Genomic DNA, 15,324 nt, shown 5'->3' with positions numbered 1-15,324 from the left:
TTCGTCGAAAAAGTTGCGCCCGAATATGTTAAAATGTTGTTACATTGTCTTTAATGGAGGAAACATGGACCTGCTTTTCGAACCTGTATATTTCGATGGAAAGCCTTTGCTGTGGGGAAACAGAACCAGGTCAACCGGTAATTTCGAAGGATTTTACCACTGGCATCAATGCTGCGAAATATTGCTTATTCATGAAGGACAGGGAACCGTCATAGTGAATCAGAACACCTACGAGCTTAAGGACGGTATGCTGTTCTTCTTCCAGCCCTTCGAGCTGCACAAAATTTATGCGAATGTAAGTCCGGATACGCCTTATGAGCGGACTCTTATGCATTTTGATCCTGTCCTCATGGAGTACAATCTTCGGGCATACCCGAACCGCCACAGCTTTTTCAACCTATTGTGGCAGGGACGAACTCACGAACGGGCATATGATTTAGCCGAAAACTTGAAGTTTGCGGCTAACGTCTGCGACATGTACGAGAAAGCCAGAACGCGCGGGAGGGGCGATTCCCAGGAAGAGATCTCGCTTCTTATCTTGCAGCTGTTAACCTATATACAGGCCGCTTGTCCCGAGGGACAAGGTCCGGATATGCCGGGTAACGAACACAGACCGTTCAAGTATTCGGAAACGATTATGAAGTGGCTCGAAGCGCATTATGCCGAAGCGTTCGATTTGGACCAGCTGGCCGACGAGCTGCATTTATCGAAATTTTACGTCTCGCGCGTTTTCCGTCAGGAAACCGGAAGCAGCATCACGGAGTATCTGCAGGCCAGAAGAATCAAGCAGGCTTGCCGGCTTCTGCAAACGACCGATATGCCGGTTGAGCGGGTCGGCTTTGAGGTCGGCTTGCCGAACGTGTCTTATTTCATCCAGCTGTTCAAGAAAGTGGTCGGAGCCACACCGCTCAAATACAGGAACAACAGTTAATCGTTTATGATGCAAGAAGCAAATATTAATGCGATCGTTAATTTTTAAAGTCGGACAGCATTATTATTCAATGAAGAAAACATTATTTCATATCGACCGTAACCATTATTTAGGCTAATCTAGTTAGGTGAAGACAAGGTTCATAATTACCGGGAGGTTCAGAAATGACAGTCAAGATATACGATGCCCCGTCCGGAGCGGTCGGAAGCGGCGACTTTTCCGTTCGGGTCCGTCCCGTTGGAGGTCAGTGGAAAGATTTATTCATCTACAAGGTAAAGGTTGACATGCATAATGTCCGCGAGGCGTCGATGGCGGCATTCGATATGGATGAGAATGTCGAAGTTGAAATTATGTGCGGCTTGAATGTGGAAAACGCAGTTATCCGGCCCTTGTCATTCGAAATTATGCCGGTTGTCAAAGGAACAACAGTCTCGTTCACACTCGATCGTCCCCGTAAGCTGGCAATTGAAATAAACGGCGAACGGTTTCATAATTTGCACCTGTTCGCTAATCCGATTGAGGAAAGCCCTCCGACGCCGGAGGATCCGAATGTGCTTGTCCTAAAGCCGGCGATTCACCGGACCGAGGACATATTGAGGCTTGCCGCCTCACCTCTCACACCTGGCGGCGGCATCCCGGATGTCCTTTATTTTGCTCCGGGAATGCATTATCTGGAGGAGACTGTACTGCGTATTCCATCCGGAAAGACCGTCTATATAGCCGGAGGCGCTGTAGTTGTCGGATCGCTCGTCTGTGAGAACGTACACGACGTGAACATCCGCGGCAGAGGGATATTATATCTGTCCGATTTCCACCGTTTCTCCGCCTTTCGCGGGGTGAGGATCGTATTCTCCACGGGCATCAGCGTTGAAGGCATCACGACGATCGATCCTCCCCACTACAGCATCTATCTCGGGAAATCGCAAAATGTCCGAATCCGCAACTTCAAGTCGTTCAGCACCCGCGGCTGGTCGGATGGTATCGACATGATGGCGTGCTCGGATATCGAAATCGATGATGTTTTCCTGCGGACCTCCGACGACAGCATCGCCATATATGGGACGCGCTGGGACTTTGTCGGCGATGCCCGCAATATCACAGTGAAGAACTCGGTGTTCTGGGCGGACGTCGCTCACGCCCTTATGATCGGAACACACGGCGACTATCACAAGGATGGCGATGTTATAGAGAATATACGGTTCGAAAACATCGATATTCTCGAACATCATGAACCACAGCCCAATTATTGGGGCGCTATGGCCATTAATGCCGGCGACAAGAACATCGTTAGGAATGTCACCTACGACAACATCAGGGTTGAAGCGTTCGAGCTGGGTCAGCTGCTTGATGTCCGCGTCGTTTGGAACAAGGATTACAATCCGGCGCCAGGCAAACGGGTGGAAAATGTCCGGTTTCATAACATTGATTATAACGGCGCCAATACCAATCCTTCCCGCATTCACGGCTACGATGCCGACCATATCGTTGACGGCGTGACGTTTGTCAATCTTCGGATTAACGGTCAACAGATTTTGGACGCAGAATCAGGGAATCTTGATATTAATTCGTTTACAGAGGACATTTCTTTCCGGCTGGAATAACCAGGCTCGGATTGAAGGGATAAGAGCAGTCCAGAGCTTGAAATCACAAGCTTCGGACTGCTGTTTATTTACGCTCCGCAAGGGAGGCTGCAGACAATGCATTTAAATCCACTGAGGTTAAACGAAGCGTTGGAAATCTGCAAATGGAAATACGAGGGTGAATATTCGTTTTACGATTTGGAAGAGAGCCCGGATGCCGTCAATGAGTTGATGGGCGGATCTTATTTTTCGGTGAAAAATGGAATCAGCAATGATCTGATCGGATTCTTTTGCTTTGGTCAGAGCGCTCAGGTACCTGCTGCTCGAGAAGCGGGACTATATGGCGGGGATGGCATTCTGGATATTGGTCTTGGTATGAGACCGGATCTTACCGGCCAAGGTATGGGGATGTTGTTATTGAAAACAGGGCTCGAATTCGCTGCAGTAAAATACAAGCCGGACATTTTTCGTTTGAGCGTCGCCGCCTTTAACCAAAGGGCGATCACTCTTTACACGAATATCGGCTTTAAACTGATAACATCATTCGAGAACAATGGAACGGAATTTAAGTTAATGTCGAAATAAGCTGGAGTTTAATCACAAGCTCAATCCTGCATCCCAAAATGCCGCGCAAAAAATTGTATCATTTCATCCCGGTATTCAGCGGCGGTCAGCCCCTTCGAGTCCCCCTTATAACGGGTCTTGCATTCAATTCCAAGCGAATCAAGCTTTTGTCTCAAGCATTCGCCGAAGAGAGGGTGGTGGATGACGAGCGACCAATCCATATCCTGCGTGATCTGGGCCATATCTCCATTATAAATGAGGAATGCGGGAGGCGCATTGTCACTCGCGTGATTAATTGGCGAAGCTTCCTCGTAGATGCCGTAGGCTCTGGGCGAATCGATCTCCCCGGAAGTAAAACCGAAAAAATCAATCGCGAAATTTTCGCGGACCCGTCCGAACATTTTTCTAAGCGCTCTGGGATCGAGTATTGTTTGTGCATCTTCGCCGCCAACCGCAGCTATGCGGGTCGATTGCCACGAAATGGGATCCAGGCTTGCCGGATCGGCCAAGTCATTATGGAAAGCAAGCCAGAGTGCTATATGACCTCCTGCCGAATTACCCGCCGCAGCAATCTTCCCGGGATTGATATTCCAACCTTGCGCATGATGTTTTAAAAACTGTATCGCTCTGGCACCGTCAAGCATCGGTTCGGGAAATGCCGCTTCCGGGCATAATCGGTAATTGACTGATGCAAGCGAAATGCCTGCGTCCAAGAAAAGCTGCGGATCGGGCATCTCTTCCGCTTTGTCGCCGTACCAAAAACCACCGCCGTGAAACCATACGACAAGAGGCGATGGCTCCTCTGTTGAGGTGAGCCATAGATCGAGAAAATTAAGGTGATGCGGGCCGTATTGAATATCCTTCAATGCGGTTTTTAACAGATTATTCATTGGGTTCACCTCAATGTATAACATTTTTTAAGTACGAATAACGGGCTCGTCAGATCAAATCCGCAGGCAATCCGTGAAGATACATCTGTTTACAATCATCGCTGCCTTTCAATACTGCAATTGTCTCGGCATTCGGCTTCGCGTATATAACGGGGTAATCAATTTCGCCATAGTAGTCCCTTACAGGGAAGGCCAGTTTCTCACGGTCCACTGAAAATTGTGCATCGACCCCATTCTTGTTTCCCCGCGCATCCAACCGAACCCATCTATCGATTGATTTTATGTACAGCGCATTTAATGCATGAATACAATATCCGGTTTCCGGCGTATCCCCGAGTGTCAGCCGCTGATAGCAGAAACCTGCTGGAATCCCTTTACTTCTAAGCAATGCAGCGAGCAGGTTCGACTTTGCATAGCATATGCCTTCTTGGAAAAAAATCACTTCCGAGGCTTTGCAAGTAACCCGGGAGCTTTGGATATCCCAGGAATGAGAGATGCGGTCACGGACGAATTCAAAGGTATTTCTTATAAAGTCCATTTCGGTTAATGATATGCTGTAAAGTTCGACTGCTTTCTCTTGAATGGACGGGTCACTGTAATCGATTTCTTCGGTTTCTGCAAGATAATCATCTAATGTATTAGATTCGCATATAAAGTTCATCTTTGTGCTCCTTTTCTTACTCCTTGAATCTCCGTTAGTTATAATTATGCGTTATATTGCATTTTTATTCAACTAAAAAATTGATCGAGACTGTTCATCACTGTAAGTTCTTCATCACTAGAGATACCTGTATATCATCTACCATTTGTTCAAGAGGGAACCATCCGATCCTTTTAATATTTGCCTGCCCGGCACAAGTTCAGGATCTTCACCTAAAAGGGGTTTTTGCATAAAATCAACATGCACTAAGAAACAGTACTCCGACCCGTGACTGTAATTGCCACTCCTCCCCCGGGAAGTGTCCAAAAGCCGGCATTCCCATCTTCATGGAATACCATAAGGATTTGATTTCCTCTAATTATTGCAGCACAAGCTCGCGATCTATTTTGCATAAATTGGTACCTCCAGTTATTGGGTTATGTTCACTTCAATTTATATACGTGTCCCTTATAATCTTCAAGTTTCACACAGCACCCCCATATTTTCAATGAAGCAGGTTTCGTATTCTTACGATGCAGGATTATTCAAATGGCTTACCGAATACATCTGGATTGTCATTTTATCAGATTCTGCTTAAATCCGTCATAATCTGGTGAAACCAATCTATGGAGGCAAATTGAAATGAACGAACAATCAACGGACATGCAAAAAGACCTTAAAGGATCATCAACGGTTCTACTCGTTCCAGATTTACAGCAATCGATAGACTATTACGAGGCGCTGGGATTTACAAAGGAGGTAATCGGCGGGCATACGCACATGCAGAGGGGACAAGTCACCTTTATCCCCCATCCCGCGAAGAACGCAGACGACGTCAAACCTTCTTCATCGGTTGAAGGCGGTTTGTATTTCGATGTTTTCTGTTATGCTGAAGGAATAAGAACGCTGTATGAGGAATTTCAGGCCGCAGGCGTTGAAATCGTAAACGGGCCTAATTGGGGAGATTCGTGGAGTGAATTTACCATTCGCGATATCAACGGATACCGCATTGCCTTTGGAGGCTAGAATGACGTCTTCTTTCAATGCACGGTAAGGCAGTTTGACCGTATTGTTAAAATGTTAGATTATAAAGACAGTACCTCAAACCAAATGACGACCAGGAGGAACATTAATGGAGATCATTTACCACGGACACTCTTGTTTGCAAATCATCGCCCGGAACAAGTCTCTCGTGATCGACCCGTTCTTGCGGGGCAACCAATTGGCTGTCACAAAGCCGGAGGATATTAAGACAGACTATGTCCTTTTAACTCATGCCCATATGGATCATATTCTGGATGCGGAGCCGATTGCCAAAGCTAATGATGCTCCCGTCGTTGCGAACCCCGAGCTCGCAGCGTACATGTCATGGAAAGGCGTCAAAACAATTGAAATGAACATTGGCGGCACGGTAGATCTGGGATTCGCGAAGGCAAAAATGGTCCAAGCCTTTCACAGCTCGGGAATCGTGCTCGCAGAAGAACAACGAATCCTCTATGGGGGAATGCCTGCTGGTTATATCATCCAATCAGAGGGTCTAACGATCCTACACCCAGGTGATACCGGCCTATTCGGGGATATGAAAATGATAGGTGACCGGTATAAATTCGACGTTGCTTTTATACCGATCGGAGATAACTATACAATGGGACCCGAGGACGCGGTCCAGGCAGCGGAATGGTATAATGCCAAATTGGTAATTCCGATTCATTACAACAGCTTCCCTGTGATTCGGCAGGATGCCGAAGCCTTTGTACAGAAACTGGAAGAACGCGGAATAAATGGCCGGGTAATTGCGCCTGGGGAAAGTATAGAGCTCGGCTAGATTTGAGTTGCGGGGGAGCTGTCATGCTCCTCCGCATCACTGATTCGACAAGTTGGGGCAGAGCTCGTTTCACATATTGGATAAACTTATAAATCTTGTGACAGGCGGACCATATCCCTGACTTGAATCCCGTTCTCGTAAATTTCCTCTGTATAGTGCCTGATGAAGAAGTCCCTGTCAACTCCGGTAATTCGAAATCCGCATTTTTGATACAAAGCGAGCTGTCCAACACCCGAGTTTCCAGTCCCGATTTCAATCGTTAAATAACCAAATGCTTTTGCCTGTTCAATCGCATGTTTAACCAGCTTTTTGCCAACCCCTTGCCCCTGATGGTTCTCATCAACTGCAACGTTTACTAATTCGATGGTCCCGGGTCTAGTCGGGAGCAGCACATAAACACCAATCAACTGATCGTTCATTTGGGCAACAAAGCATTGTCCTCTTTGTAAATATTCAGCAATAAGCGCCTCGGATGGATCAGCTAATAAAAGCAAATTCATCGGCGGTATTTCATTTGATTGTAGCCTCCGTACTTCCATGTTTTTCTCCTCTTCTGTACGAAATCTGTTAATCAATAAACCCTTTGGACATTTTACCATATCCCCTTTTATATAATCCCAATTTTGTGAATTGGACAACTAAGCTTGTAAATAGAATGAAGAGTGTATTTGCAGACAGGGGGCCATTTTAATGGAAAATAGGCAGTGTGCATTTGTTTTTGTGGTAATTCCTTTATCCGAGATCAAAAAGTTCGTAGTCATCGATATTATAGGCGGAACGGTTCTTTATTACGCTTTGAAGCTGCCCTTCCATTCAGTTATCGCTGCCACTGCCGGGAGCATGGTCGGTCCCTTATTGATCCGCCGGTCATTAAAACGAAACCGCCCCGTCCCCTTTAGCAAAAGGTGAACGGGGTCCCGTATTGCTGCTTATATGTGTATGGGTATTCCATGATGCATAATGCCCAGTCTAGGACCCTGGATTCATTTTATGTATGAGATTTGCACTTCCAATTCAGCTATTTATGATGGGTATAGTACGATTTTGTACTAACGGTCATAATTGCTGAGTAGAGGAGAGATAGCATGGAACAGCGGGAGAACAAGCGAAATTATACAATTATCCCAATGACAGAAATCGATTCGCCCGAAACTGCCGTCAATCCGTTTGAGGTTTTCAGCAGGCTCCGGGAAAGCACGCCGATCCGCTACGATGAAGACAGGGACTGCTGGGACATTTTCAGCTATGAGGACGTCCATTACATTCTCAAAAATCCCGCAATCTTCTCATCGAAGAGATCGATCTCCGACAAGGAGAACCTGCTGATCATGGATCCGCCTAAACATACCCAGATGCGCAATCTGATAAACGAAGCCTTTACACCGAAAGCGATAGAAACTCGCCTGCTGCAATTCAGACCTCAATAGCCGAGCGCCAAGAAGCGGCGCACAAGCTTCGCGGCTATTTCACTGGTATTCTTGAGGAACGCCGGAGGAAGCCGGAAGAAGACCTGATCTCCCTGCTGCTGGGTGCGGAAATCGAAGGCCAGAAGCTGACTGAAGAGGATCTTCTCAGCTTTTGCGTCCTGCTGCTTGTGGCCGGTAATGAAACTACAACCAATCTGATAACGAATGCCGTTCGTTATATGACCGAGAAGCCGGAAATGCAGGAACTACTGCGCAAGCAGCCGGAACTCATGCCTGCCGCTATCGAGGAAGTATTGCGCTATTATCCGCCCATTCAGGCCATCGGCAGGGTTGCCGTCAACGATGTTCAGCTAGGCGGTCAACTGATTAAATCCGGTTCACAGATCGTGAACTGGCTCGCTTCGGCTAACCGCGACGGTAAGAAATTCGAGGACCCCGATACATTCAATCCAAACCGGAAACCGAATCCTCATCTGAGCTTCGGCTTCGGAATCCATTTCTGCCTCGGTGCGCCGCTCGCACGCTTGGAAGCAAAGATTGCGCTTAACCTGCTTCTCGAACGGTTCGGACATATAGCCCGTACCGGCTATGAACCGCTTCAGCCGATTCAAAGTCCGTTCGTGTTCGGCGTAAAATCATATCCTGTTACCGTTTCGAAATGATAGATCACGAGTAGACACGTTGGATCGTTTGTTATAAAGGGGAAGCGCTTTGCGGCAGCCGCGGAGACGCTCCTCTTCTTTATGAGTCAGAGCATACGGGCGGAATTCGAGAATTCTAGACGGAATCAGAGGCCTTCTCCAGAATGAGCCTAAGCTCAACCGTAATATTATTTTGGGTATCAAGCAGGACGGTGTGGGGATTCTCCATGCCAAAATCATTGAAAGTGACGACCGAGCTGCCCTCCATGCTGATAACGCCTTGATTGTACACTGCCTTGCTATCAAAGGTCACATCCTTCGAGACACCTTTTACAGTAAGCGTACCCGTCATCTTAAAAGCAACCTGCTCGCCCTCTTTCCACTCACCGGGCAAATTCTCGAATGTTTTTACTGTGAATTTCGCTTCTGGAAACTGCTCTGCATCCAGAAATCTGGTTCCTTTAACATGGCCATCCCTCTGCGAGTTGCCCGATTGCAGCGTATTTACATCCAGTACCGCTTCCGCGCTCATCTTTGCCGAATCGGATGTATCCAGCTGCCATTTACCCTTTACGGAGCTTCCTTCAAAGTTAACGGTTTCCTTGGAGGTTGTCACCGAGAAGTAAACCTTGGAATCCGGGGCAAGGCTCCAATCACCATTCAGCTGCTCCGCATCTACCGGGCTTGCAGCTGCTTCCACGGGCGCATCCGCCGGGATCACCTCCTGAATCGCAACATGATTGCCGGCATAATAGTCGTATGCCAGATAAGCTCCTCCTCCCAATATTACCAATACCCCCGCAGATAAGGCCGCCAGCTTTCGTTTCATAGACATTCATCCTCTCTTAATGGTTTTTTAAATATAATAGCGTATTTCACATTACTTGAACACTACAAAGTGTAGTGATAATGAACAAAAAAAAAGTGACATAAAGTTCGGGAGAAGAGCACCCATTGCTGGGTGCCCCCATTCCGGCTGTAAGCCGGCTCTTCCATATCGTTATTGGCTGCTGAATTGATTCGAAGCATTAAGCTTGCGATCCGCTTTGCGTGCTGCCGGTAGAATCTGTTGCGGCTGGCGCTTGGTCGGCTTGAGGTGCTGGTCCCCATCCGCCAAATCCGCCGCGGTGTCCGCCGCGATGACCGCCGCCGAATCCGGTACCGTTTACGATATTCTGGGCCATTGTTGCAGAATTTGCGATTTTGGTGTCTGCCTGTGCCTGCGTGAGCTTGCCGTCCGTCACTGCCTGTTTGATTTGCGCATCAATTCCAGTTTTCACCAAATCAATGACCTTTTGTGTATCGACGCCCTTCTCGGTGGCGATCGCCGCGAGCGTTTTGCCTCCGGCCAGCGAATTATTCAGCTCCGTCTCGGTCATGCTGAACAGTTTGGCCACATCAGCAAGGTTGGAAACAGCGCCGAATCCGCCCTTGAAGCCCGCTTTATCCAGTTTGTTCGAATCGATCATGCTGTCAAGGTTAGTCGTGAACTGCGTCTTCTCAGCGGCCTGCTTTGCATCGAATGCCTTTGTCAGCGCTTGTTTCAACTGGTCACGGGTAACACCCTGTTCATCAGCGACTGCCGCAAGTGTCTTACCGGCCGCCAGCTTCTCTTTCAGAGCCGCTTGATCAAGCTTGAGCAGATCGAGCACTTCCTGACTGACGAAGCCGCCTCTGCCGCCGAGTCCAAAACCGCGTTCGCCTACGGGATTCACTGCAGCGTTGGCCGCCAGGGTCGTGCTTGCTGCCGTACTTGTTGTCGTACTCGTGGCCGCGTTTGTCGCCGCATAAGCGCTAAGCGGGATCATCACCGCAAGAGCCGCCGTTATGCCGATTGTTTTTACCGTTTTGTTCATGTTAGTTTCCTCCCTGAATCTCATTTTTGTTTTCGTTTCTTACAAGATTCAGTATGGCATCGCGACCTTAAACGAACCTAAGCGGCGGCTGAGTGTTTGCTGAATGTTTGGGCTATGTATTACAACAACTTTCTGGACGTCATTTGAAATGGGCTGACTTCCGGCCTCAAAATGAAACTACCGGCCACAGGCTAAAGACATGCTTTAGCAGGTAACCGGTAGGTTTATAGGAATTTAGTTTAGGCTTGAAAAAGAGCATGACTCCACTCCAAAATCACGTCCGCGGCTTTAGGTGCTCCTCCTGCCTTGCGGAAGGATGCGCCTATCTCCTCGGCGTGTTCCTTATACGAAGGATCTGTTAACAGCTTTTGTGCCGTTTCGCGTAGAAGGGCCGGAGAAACTTCATCGAGATTCAAAGCAATCCCGGCCTTCAGCTCGGCTACCCTTCGGGCTATCAAGGGCTGATCGGCAGAGACAGGAATGACAGCCAGCGGCGTACCGAAATAAAGACCTTCACTCGTGCTGTTCATCCCTCCATGCGTAAAAAACACGTCGGCAATCTGGAGTACTTCCAGTTGCGGCACATAGTTTTTAATAATAAAGTTGTCCGGGATGGTTGAGAACTCGCTCAAATCCGTATTTTTTCCTACGGACATCACAATTTCCGCGTCGAAATCTTTAAAGGCTTCAAAACACATTTGATAGTATTCCTTCAGCTGATTGAATACCGTACCCATTGAGATATAAATGATTTTACTTCCTTTGATATCCAGCGCTGAGAACTCGGGAACACCTTTGCGGTCCGTAATAGAAGGGCCAACGAAATGATACGAGTCGTCAAACTTCTCCGCATTCGGTTGAAAGGACGACGAAGTATATACAAGGGTCATATCGACAGGGTGGATGAATACCCCCGCCGGCTTAAGTAGAAAGGTTAAGTCCAATTCATACTCGGATTTCATAAGCCGGACCCATTCCTCAATTTTAAGGTTTATCGCCTCGCGCGGCCCGGTTTGAAACATCTTTTTAATTGGATCATCCCCATCCGGGTGAATAGCGAAAGTGGTGCACGAGCAGATCTTCGGCAGCTTGAGAATTTCGGCTATCATCCAGCCTGCAATACACATATGGTCATAGATAACATAATCGTATTTCTCGTTCTGAACGGCAGGTAGAATCGATTTAACCAGTTCATCCGATTTCCGCAGCAAGAACTCCATAAAGGCCAAAGGGTCCATATTCGAGTCGGGTCCCCTGCCGCCCACTTTATTGATCAAATCCTGACTAATAAAATTATCGTACGTCCTTACTTCAGCTCCCGCTCCTTCCATTCGTTCCCTGAAATTTTCCACACAATAATACGTTACCTGTTCTCCTTTTTTCGTCAGCTCCTTCACCAAGCCTACCGTCGGATTCACATGTCCCTCCGCAGGAAAGCTGATGAATAACACTTTTCCCATAAATACTCACTCCCTTCAATTATATGGTAATCCGATTAGGTAATAAGGTCAAAGTCAGAATTGTGAAACTTTTTAGCGCAGACCCCCGGATAATCCAATCAATAATAAAAAGAGCCTTAATCTACTAGAAGGGGCTTACGGGACTGACCCCGTAGCGTAGATGGTAAAACGTAAACATGCTTGTAATAAATAAATTTCATCCATACGTCATCCGAGATCAGGTTGTAAACCTTTTATTATCGCAGCGAGATATCGTTGAACCGGTTCTCAATAGTTTCTCGCATCAGCGCTTTGATGGATTGAACTGCATTCGTCTCTGTTCTCTGCGCTTCAACGAATAAATCGATCTGCTCAGAGGGTGTCTTGCTTTCAACCAGATGCCCGAAAATCTGCGCGAGTCTGCCATAGTGCGCGGCTGCAATATTGATTTGCGGCCAGAATGTCTGCAGAAAGGCGGTATACAAAGCGATATCACGCTTCGCCGCCGCATAGCATCGAAAGACCCCCGCAGCATTTTCCGGGTCATAGTCGCCCGTCTTAAGGGCTTGTATGATTGCGTCATAGGCAGCTCTCCCGCAAGCATAGTCCGCTTCCGGCAGCATGAGGTCATGCTGCTCCCACTTATAGACCGCTTGTATGAGAGATTCCTTATAAATTTCCAGCTCGTCCAATTCTATCTTGTCTTCCAGGATCTGATAATACCAATAGGGTGAGACATTAGTGCCAAAATCGGTGTAGCAAAGCCTCAGATACTCATCGCTCAATCCGTCTGTATAGTACAATACCTCGAGATTATCGTCATACCCGGCCGCGATCACAAATTTGTCCTTCCAAAATACAGCTCCAATACCACGGTCAATCGATTTCTTAATGTCGGAAACAGCTTGTTTCCGGTATAGCGGAAATGTAGCATCAAACTGATAACCGGCTTGCTGCGATGACGTGATTCCCAGAAAATCCGCCGCCAGAAAATTTTCCGCTATCCAATTGTAAGCCGTCGGCGATTCCGCTGTTAAGCGGCGGTTTACGGTGAATCGAAAGCCGGATACAGTCATTCCAGAGAGCACCGGCTTGGAACGGTCGGTCCATCCTTTATGCGATAAAATCCCGTGCATCGCGTCAATATACGATTCGGATTCATTTGTCATTCGTAAATCGTTCAAAATCACAGCCCGCATCGTTCATTCATTCCTTTCTTCATCGCGGTTGATGTAAGCCCCACCTGGGTACCGTAGTTCGCTTCAGATCGGGATACCGCCCGGAGAGGATCCGGAATTGACGTACTGCTTGTTCTTCGAACGATTCGGCCGCTGTCAGCATTTCGACCAAAGGAACAATGCGCATCCGGTCTACCCGCTTCACCCCTTCAACCTCTATCAGACAGTTCTTGATTCCCGAGACCGTGCGAACGAGTTGGTCATAAAGGGTATACGCCTCGTCCAGCTCTCTCCAAATTCCCTGAACAGCTTGCAGATATTGCATGATTTCGGTTCGGGCATACAAGTATGACTCCAAGATATATACCGCGCCCCACTCGTCATAATCTCCCTTCCTCAAGCCTCGAATCAAATAGGTATAAGCAAGTCTTCCCGAAGCGATATCGATCGCGGGTAGCGTTTTGTGCGGCGTTTCCCAATCGACGAGAGCAAGCCTGAGCGATTCGAGTATCCTGTCCGCTGGCGCGACCTCTACCTTATCTCCAAATATTTGGCAGTACCAGAATGGCGTAAAATTCAAACCGAAATTGTCATACAGCACGACTTTGCTTTCCGAAGACAAGCCGTCCTGAACAAAAAATACGCGATCCGCATCATCATACCCGTTAATGACACCAAATTCCGGGATCCAATATACAGCGCCGATCCCGCGGTTCAGGCTGTCCTTTACCCACTCTACCGCTTCTTTTTGGTAATAGCCGAAGGTAGGGTGCCGGGTTCGCCCCCCGTCAATCGTTGTGAGTATGCCCAAATTATTCACGGCCGGCTGATGCTCGCTGCCCCATTGGCCGTATGCCGATACCGACAGCGGCAGCAGCCGTTCATGTACGGTAAATTTAAAAGCCATTCCTGTAAGACCCGACAGCATGAATTTGGAACCTTCAAAGAGGCCGGCTGCCGTTAATACGGCATAAAGACTGTCGGTGAACGATTTCGATTCACGCTTCATTACGATATGATCCAAATAGACGGCTGACAAATATTTTTCCTCCTATGATCCAAGAGCTTATTCACCGGTATTGTAATCGGTCAAGCATCTGTCGGCATCTTCCGCTGAGCTTCTCCTTCAACCACTTAGGAGACAGAAGCTGCTCCCATTCCGTTACAAGCAGATGCTGCAGGAAAGAATCCGTGTCGAAGAACTCGATTTCATAAACGAGCTCCTCACTCGATACGACCCGGTAACCTTTCCATGCCCCCCCGTAAAGGGGACTCATTAAGCGTACTTTGGCGGTGAACGGCTTGCGTGCAGGAAGCGGTGCGCCCCATTCATGAGTGCCGATGCTCGCCGGAAGATCAAACCGCTCCGCGGTGACAGTTATATGCTGAATGCCATCAAGGCGGAAGCTGTTCTTCCGATTCCCTTGGTCAGTTAATACAAACACATAGTCGGCATTATAGTTCGACACAATCTTTAGAGGACAGACGGTGTACTGCTCCTCTTTATTCTGATCCCGGTAGGTAAAATGGACGGCCAGACATTCCCGTATGGCATAAGAGAGCAGCTCGATGCTCTGAATAATACGCGGGTCCGCTGCAAAAACAGGAAGCCGGCCGAACGATTCCGCTTCCTTCTCCTCCGTAAACCGGTCCAGCAAATGAGCTACGCGATTGACGGCCGCCGCATTATCGTAATTGTACTGACGATACCGATAGGCAAGGTATTTGAGCATCTTGTTCTCTTCTTCCGTCATATACAGAAGGGGTAAACTATATGTTTTGTCCTCGTAGCAATAACCCCGGTTTCGGGCTACATAAATCAATGGAGCGCGCAATGAAATTTCCAGATACTCAATATCACGCTGCGCTTGCCGCTTCGATATTTCGAATTGCCGCGCAAGGCGGCTGCTGTTCGGGTAGTTTCCCGCTCTGATTTGCTGATCAAACCATTGGATGCGATGCATATTACTCAAAGCTGAATCAGCTCCTTCAATCGGAAAATAATGCTTGTTTTCCCTATTAGATCATTGGAACTACACCTCTGGCAAGCCGCATTCCGAAAAAATCCCCGTCCCTTTAATGCCAGGGGACGGGGACCTTCGAGGCGATAATCTAACCGGTTATTGCGTCAACCTTGTTTTGCGGTGCATTGCAGCATCTCTTACATACTTTGACTGCTGTTCCGTCGGACTTCGCCCGGGGGTACAACAATTTTATTCTCGTACTGCTGCAAACAGGACATGTACCCCTGCCGCGCGAAGGAAGACTCCAAAGCACCCGTCCTCTTTTTGTTTTTGCCACGGTTTTTAACCCCATTTCAACTGTTATGCGTAATGACGGCAGCCCACAATAA

General features: G+C 47.9%; 16 protein-coding genes and 1 pseudogene. 7 read left to right on the top strand and 10 right to left on the bottom strand.

Annotated elements, in window-relative coordinates; all coding sequences use genetic code 11:
• The first annotated feature begins 64 nt into the window (after positions 1 to 64).
• The 3 genes from KZ483_RS10065 to KZ483_RS10055 all read left to right on the top strand — a co-directional run bounded on the left by KZ483_RS10065 (position 65) and on the right by KZ483_RS10055 (position 3,096).
• On the top strand, positions 65 to 931 hold the full coding sequence (locus KZ483_RS10065; RefSeq protein WP_220352522.1) for an AraC family transcriptional regulator: 867 nt from the start codon (positions 65 to 67) through the stop codon (positions 929 to 931).
• Positions 932 to 1,095: 164 nt separating this feature from the next.
• Entirely contained in the window at positions 1,096 to 2,532 is a 1,437-nt protein-coding gene (locus tag KZ483_RS10060; RefSeq protein WP_220352521.1) for a glycosyl hydrolase family 28 protein, read from the top strand.
• Between the two features lie 96 nt (positions 2,533 to 2,628).
• Positions 2,629 to 3,096, top strand: a complete 468-nt coding sequence (locus tag KZ483_RS10055) for a GNAT family N-acetyltransferase (RefSeq protein WP_220352520.1) — start codon at positions 2,629 to 2,631, stop codon at positions 3,094 to 3,096.
• A 20-nt stretch (positions 3,097 to 3,116) separates the two neighbouring features.
• Here KZ483_RS10055 and KZ483_RS10050 read toward each other — a convergent pair whose 3' ends face one another.
• Together KZ483_RS10050 and KZ483_RS10045 are read right to left on the bottom strand one after the other, a co-directional pair.
• On the bottom strand, positions 3,117 to 3,965 hold the full coding sequence (locus tag KZ483_RS10050) for an alpha/beta hydrolase (RefSeq protein WP_220352519.1): 849 nt from the start codon (positions 3,963 to 3,965) through the stop codon (positions 3,117 to 3,119).
• A 49-nt stretch (positions 3,966 to 4,014) separates the two neighbouring features.
• Complete coding sequence (locus tag KZ483_RS10045) at positions 4,015 to 4,626, bottom strand: transglutaminase-like domain-containing protein (protein WP_220352518.1); 612 nt, start codon at positions 4,624 to 4,626, stop codon at positions 4,015 to 4,017.
• A 621-nt stretch (positions 4,627 to 5,247) separates the two neighbouring features.
• Between KZ483_RS10045 and KZ483_RS10040 the strand changes: the two genes are divergently transcribed.
• Positions 5,248 to 5,631 carry a VOC family protein gene (locus KZ483_RS10040; RefSeq protein ID WP_258881629.1) on the top strand — a complete coding sequence of 128 codons (384 nt, stop codon included), beginning with the start codon at positions 5,248 to 5,250 and terminating at the stop codon, positions 5,629 to 5,631.
• 106 nt (positions 5,632 to 5,737) lie between these two features.
• Positions 5,738 to 6,430, top strand: a complete 693-nt coding sequence (locus KZ483_RS10035) for a metal-dependent hydrolase (RefSeq protein WP_220352517.1) — start codon at positions 5,738 to 5,740, stop codon at positions 6,428 to 6,430.
• Between the two features lie 86 nt (positions 6,431 to 6,516).
• Here the strand turns inward: KZ483_RS10035 and KZ483_RS10030 are convergent, their stop codons facing one another.
• A complete protein-coding gene (locus tag KZ483_RS10030) occupies positions 6,517 to 6,969 on the bottom strand; it encodes a GNAT family N-acetyltransferase (RefSeq protein ID WP_220353365.1) in 453 nt (150 codons plus the stop codon).
• A 151-nt stretch (positions 6,970 to 7,120) separates the two neighbouring features.
• On the opposite strand from KZ483_RS10030, the gene KZ483_RS10025 reads away from it, so the two are divergent.
• Entirely contained in the window at positions 7,121 to 7,339 is a 219-nt protein-coding gene (locus KZ483_RS10025) for a hypothetical protein (RefSeq protein ID WP_220352516.1), read from the top strand.
• A 176-nt stretch (positions 7,340 to 7,515) separates the two neighbouring features.
• A pseudogene (locus KZ483_RS10020) lies at positions 7,516 to 8,519 on the top strand (cytochrome P450).
• 115 nt (positions 8,520 to 8,634) lie between these two features.
• On the opposite strand, the gene KZ483_RS10015 reads toward KZ483_RS10020, so the two are convergent.
• From KZ483_RS10015 to KZ483_RS28445, 7 genes are all read right to left on the bottom strand, one after another.
• Complete coding sequence (locus tag KZ483_RS10015) at positions 8,635 to 9,327, bottom strand: YceI family protein (RefSeq protein ID WP_220352515.1); 693 nt, start codon at positions 9,325 to 9,327, stop codon at positions 8,635 to 8,637.
• 199 nt (positions 9,328 to 9,526) lie between these two features.
• Positions 9,527 to 10,354, bottom strand: coding sequence for a hypothetical protein (locus KZ483_RS10010; protein WP_220352514.1), 828 nt, complete (start codon positions 10,352 to 10,354; stop codon positions 9,527 to 9,529).
• Positions 10,355 to 10,593: 239 nt separating this feature from the next.
• The gene (locus tag KZ483_RS10005; RefSeq protein WP_220352513.1) at positions 10,594 to 11,814 is read right to left on the bottom strand and encodes a macrolide family glycosyltransferase; all 1,221 of its coding nucleotides are present in this window, start codon (positions 11,812 to 11,814) and stop codon (positions 10,594 to 10,596) included.
• Between the two features lie 236 nt (positions 11,815 to 12,050).
• Positions 12,051 to 12,962 (bottom strand): hypothetical protein, encoded by a 912-nt coding sequence (locus tag KZ483_RS10000; RefSeq protein WP_220352511.1) that lies wholly within the window; start codon positions 12,960 to 12,962, stop codon positions 12,051 to 12,053.
• Between the two features lie 49 nt (positions 12,963 to 13,011).
• Complete coding sequence (locus tag KZ483_RS09995) at positions 13,012 to 14,010, bottom strand: hypothetical protein (protein WP_220352510.1); 999 nt, start codon at positions 14,008 to 14,010, stop codon at positions 13,012 to 13,014.
• A 31-nt stretch (positions 14,011 to 14,041) separates the two neighbouring features.
• Positions 14,042 to 14,935, bottom strand: coding sequence for a helix-turn-helix transcriptional regulator (locus KZ483_RS09990; protein WP_258881722.1), 894 nt, complete (start codon positions 14,933 to 14,935; stop codon positions 14,042 to 14,044).
• A gap of 148 nt (positions 14,936 to 15,083) precedes the next feature.
• On the bottom strand, positions 15,084 to 15,272 hold the full coding sequence (locus KZ483_RS28445; RefSeq protein WP_258881628.1) for a hypothetical protein: 189 nt from the start codon (positions 15,270 to 15,272) through the stop codon (positions 15,084 to 15,086).
• Between the last annotated feature and the right edge of the window lie 52 nt (positions 15,273 to 15,324).

It is taken from the genome of Paenibacillus sp. sptzw28 (assembly GCF_019550795.1).
GTDB lineage: Bacteria > Bacillota > Bacilli > Paenibacillales > Paenibacillaceae > Paenibacillus_Z.
The sequence above is the reverse complement of the archived record's forward strand: the minus strand, read 5'-3'. Positions and strand labels throughout refer to the sequence as shown.

Coding starts and splice junctions, on each gene's coding strand:
- KZ483_RS10065 (WP_220352522.1), top strand. CDS start 65: ATGGACCTGCTTTTCGAACCTGTATATTTCGATGGAAAGCCTTTGCTG.
- KZ483_RS10060 (WP_220352521.1), top strand. CDS start 1,096: ATGACAGTCAAGATATACGATGCCCCGTCCGGAGCGGTCGGAAGCGGC.
- KZ483_RS10055 (WP_220352520.1), top strand. CDS start 2,629: ATGCATTTAAATCCACTGAGGTTAAACGAAGCGTTGGAAATCTGCAAA.
- KZ483_RS10050 (WP_220352519.1), bottom strand. CDS start 3,965: ATGAATAATCTGTTAAAAACCGCATTGAAGGATATTCAATACGGCCCG.
- KZ483_RS10045 (WP_220352518.1), bottom strand. CDS start 4,626: ATGAACTTTATATGCGAATCTAATACATTAGATGATTATCTTGCAGAA.
- KZ483_RS10040 (WP_258881629.1), top strand. CDS start 5,248: ATGAACGAACAATCAACGGACATGCAAAAAGACCTTAAAGGATCATCA.
- KZ483_RS10035 (WP_220352517.1), top strand. CDS start 5,738: ATGGAGATCATTTACCACGGACACTCTTGTTTGCAAATCATCGCCCGG.
- KZ483_RS10030 (WP_220353365.1), bottom strand. CDS start 6,969: ATGGAAGTACGGAGGCTACAATCAAATGAAATACCGCCGATGAATTTG.
- KZ483_RS10025 (WP_220352516.1), top strand. CDS start 7,121: ATGGAAAATAGGCAGTGTGCATTTGTTTTTGTGGTAATTCCTTTATCC.
- KZ483_RS10015 (WP_220352515.1), bottom strand. CDS start 9,327: ATGAAACGAAAGCTGGCGGCCTTATCTGCGGGGGTATTGGTAATATTG.
- KZ483_RS10010 (WP_220352514.1), bottom strand. CDS start 10,354: ATGAACAAAACGGTAAAAACAATCGGCATAACGGCGGCTCTTGCGGTG.
- KZ483_RS10005 (WP_220352513.1), bottom strand. CDS start 11,814: ATGGGAAAAGTGTTATTCATCAGCTTTCCTGCGGAGGGACATGTGAAT.
- KZ483_RS10000 (WP_220352511.1), bottom strand. CDS start 12,962: ATGACAAATGAATCCGAATCGTATATTGACGCGATGCACGGGATTTTA.
- KZ483_RS09990 (WP_258881722.1), bottom strand. CDS start 14,935: ATGCATCGCATCCAATGGTTTGATCAGCAAATCAGAGCGGGAAACTAC.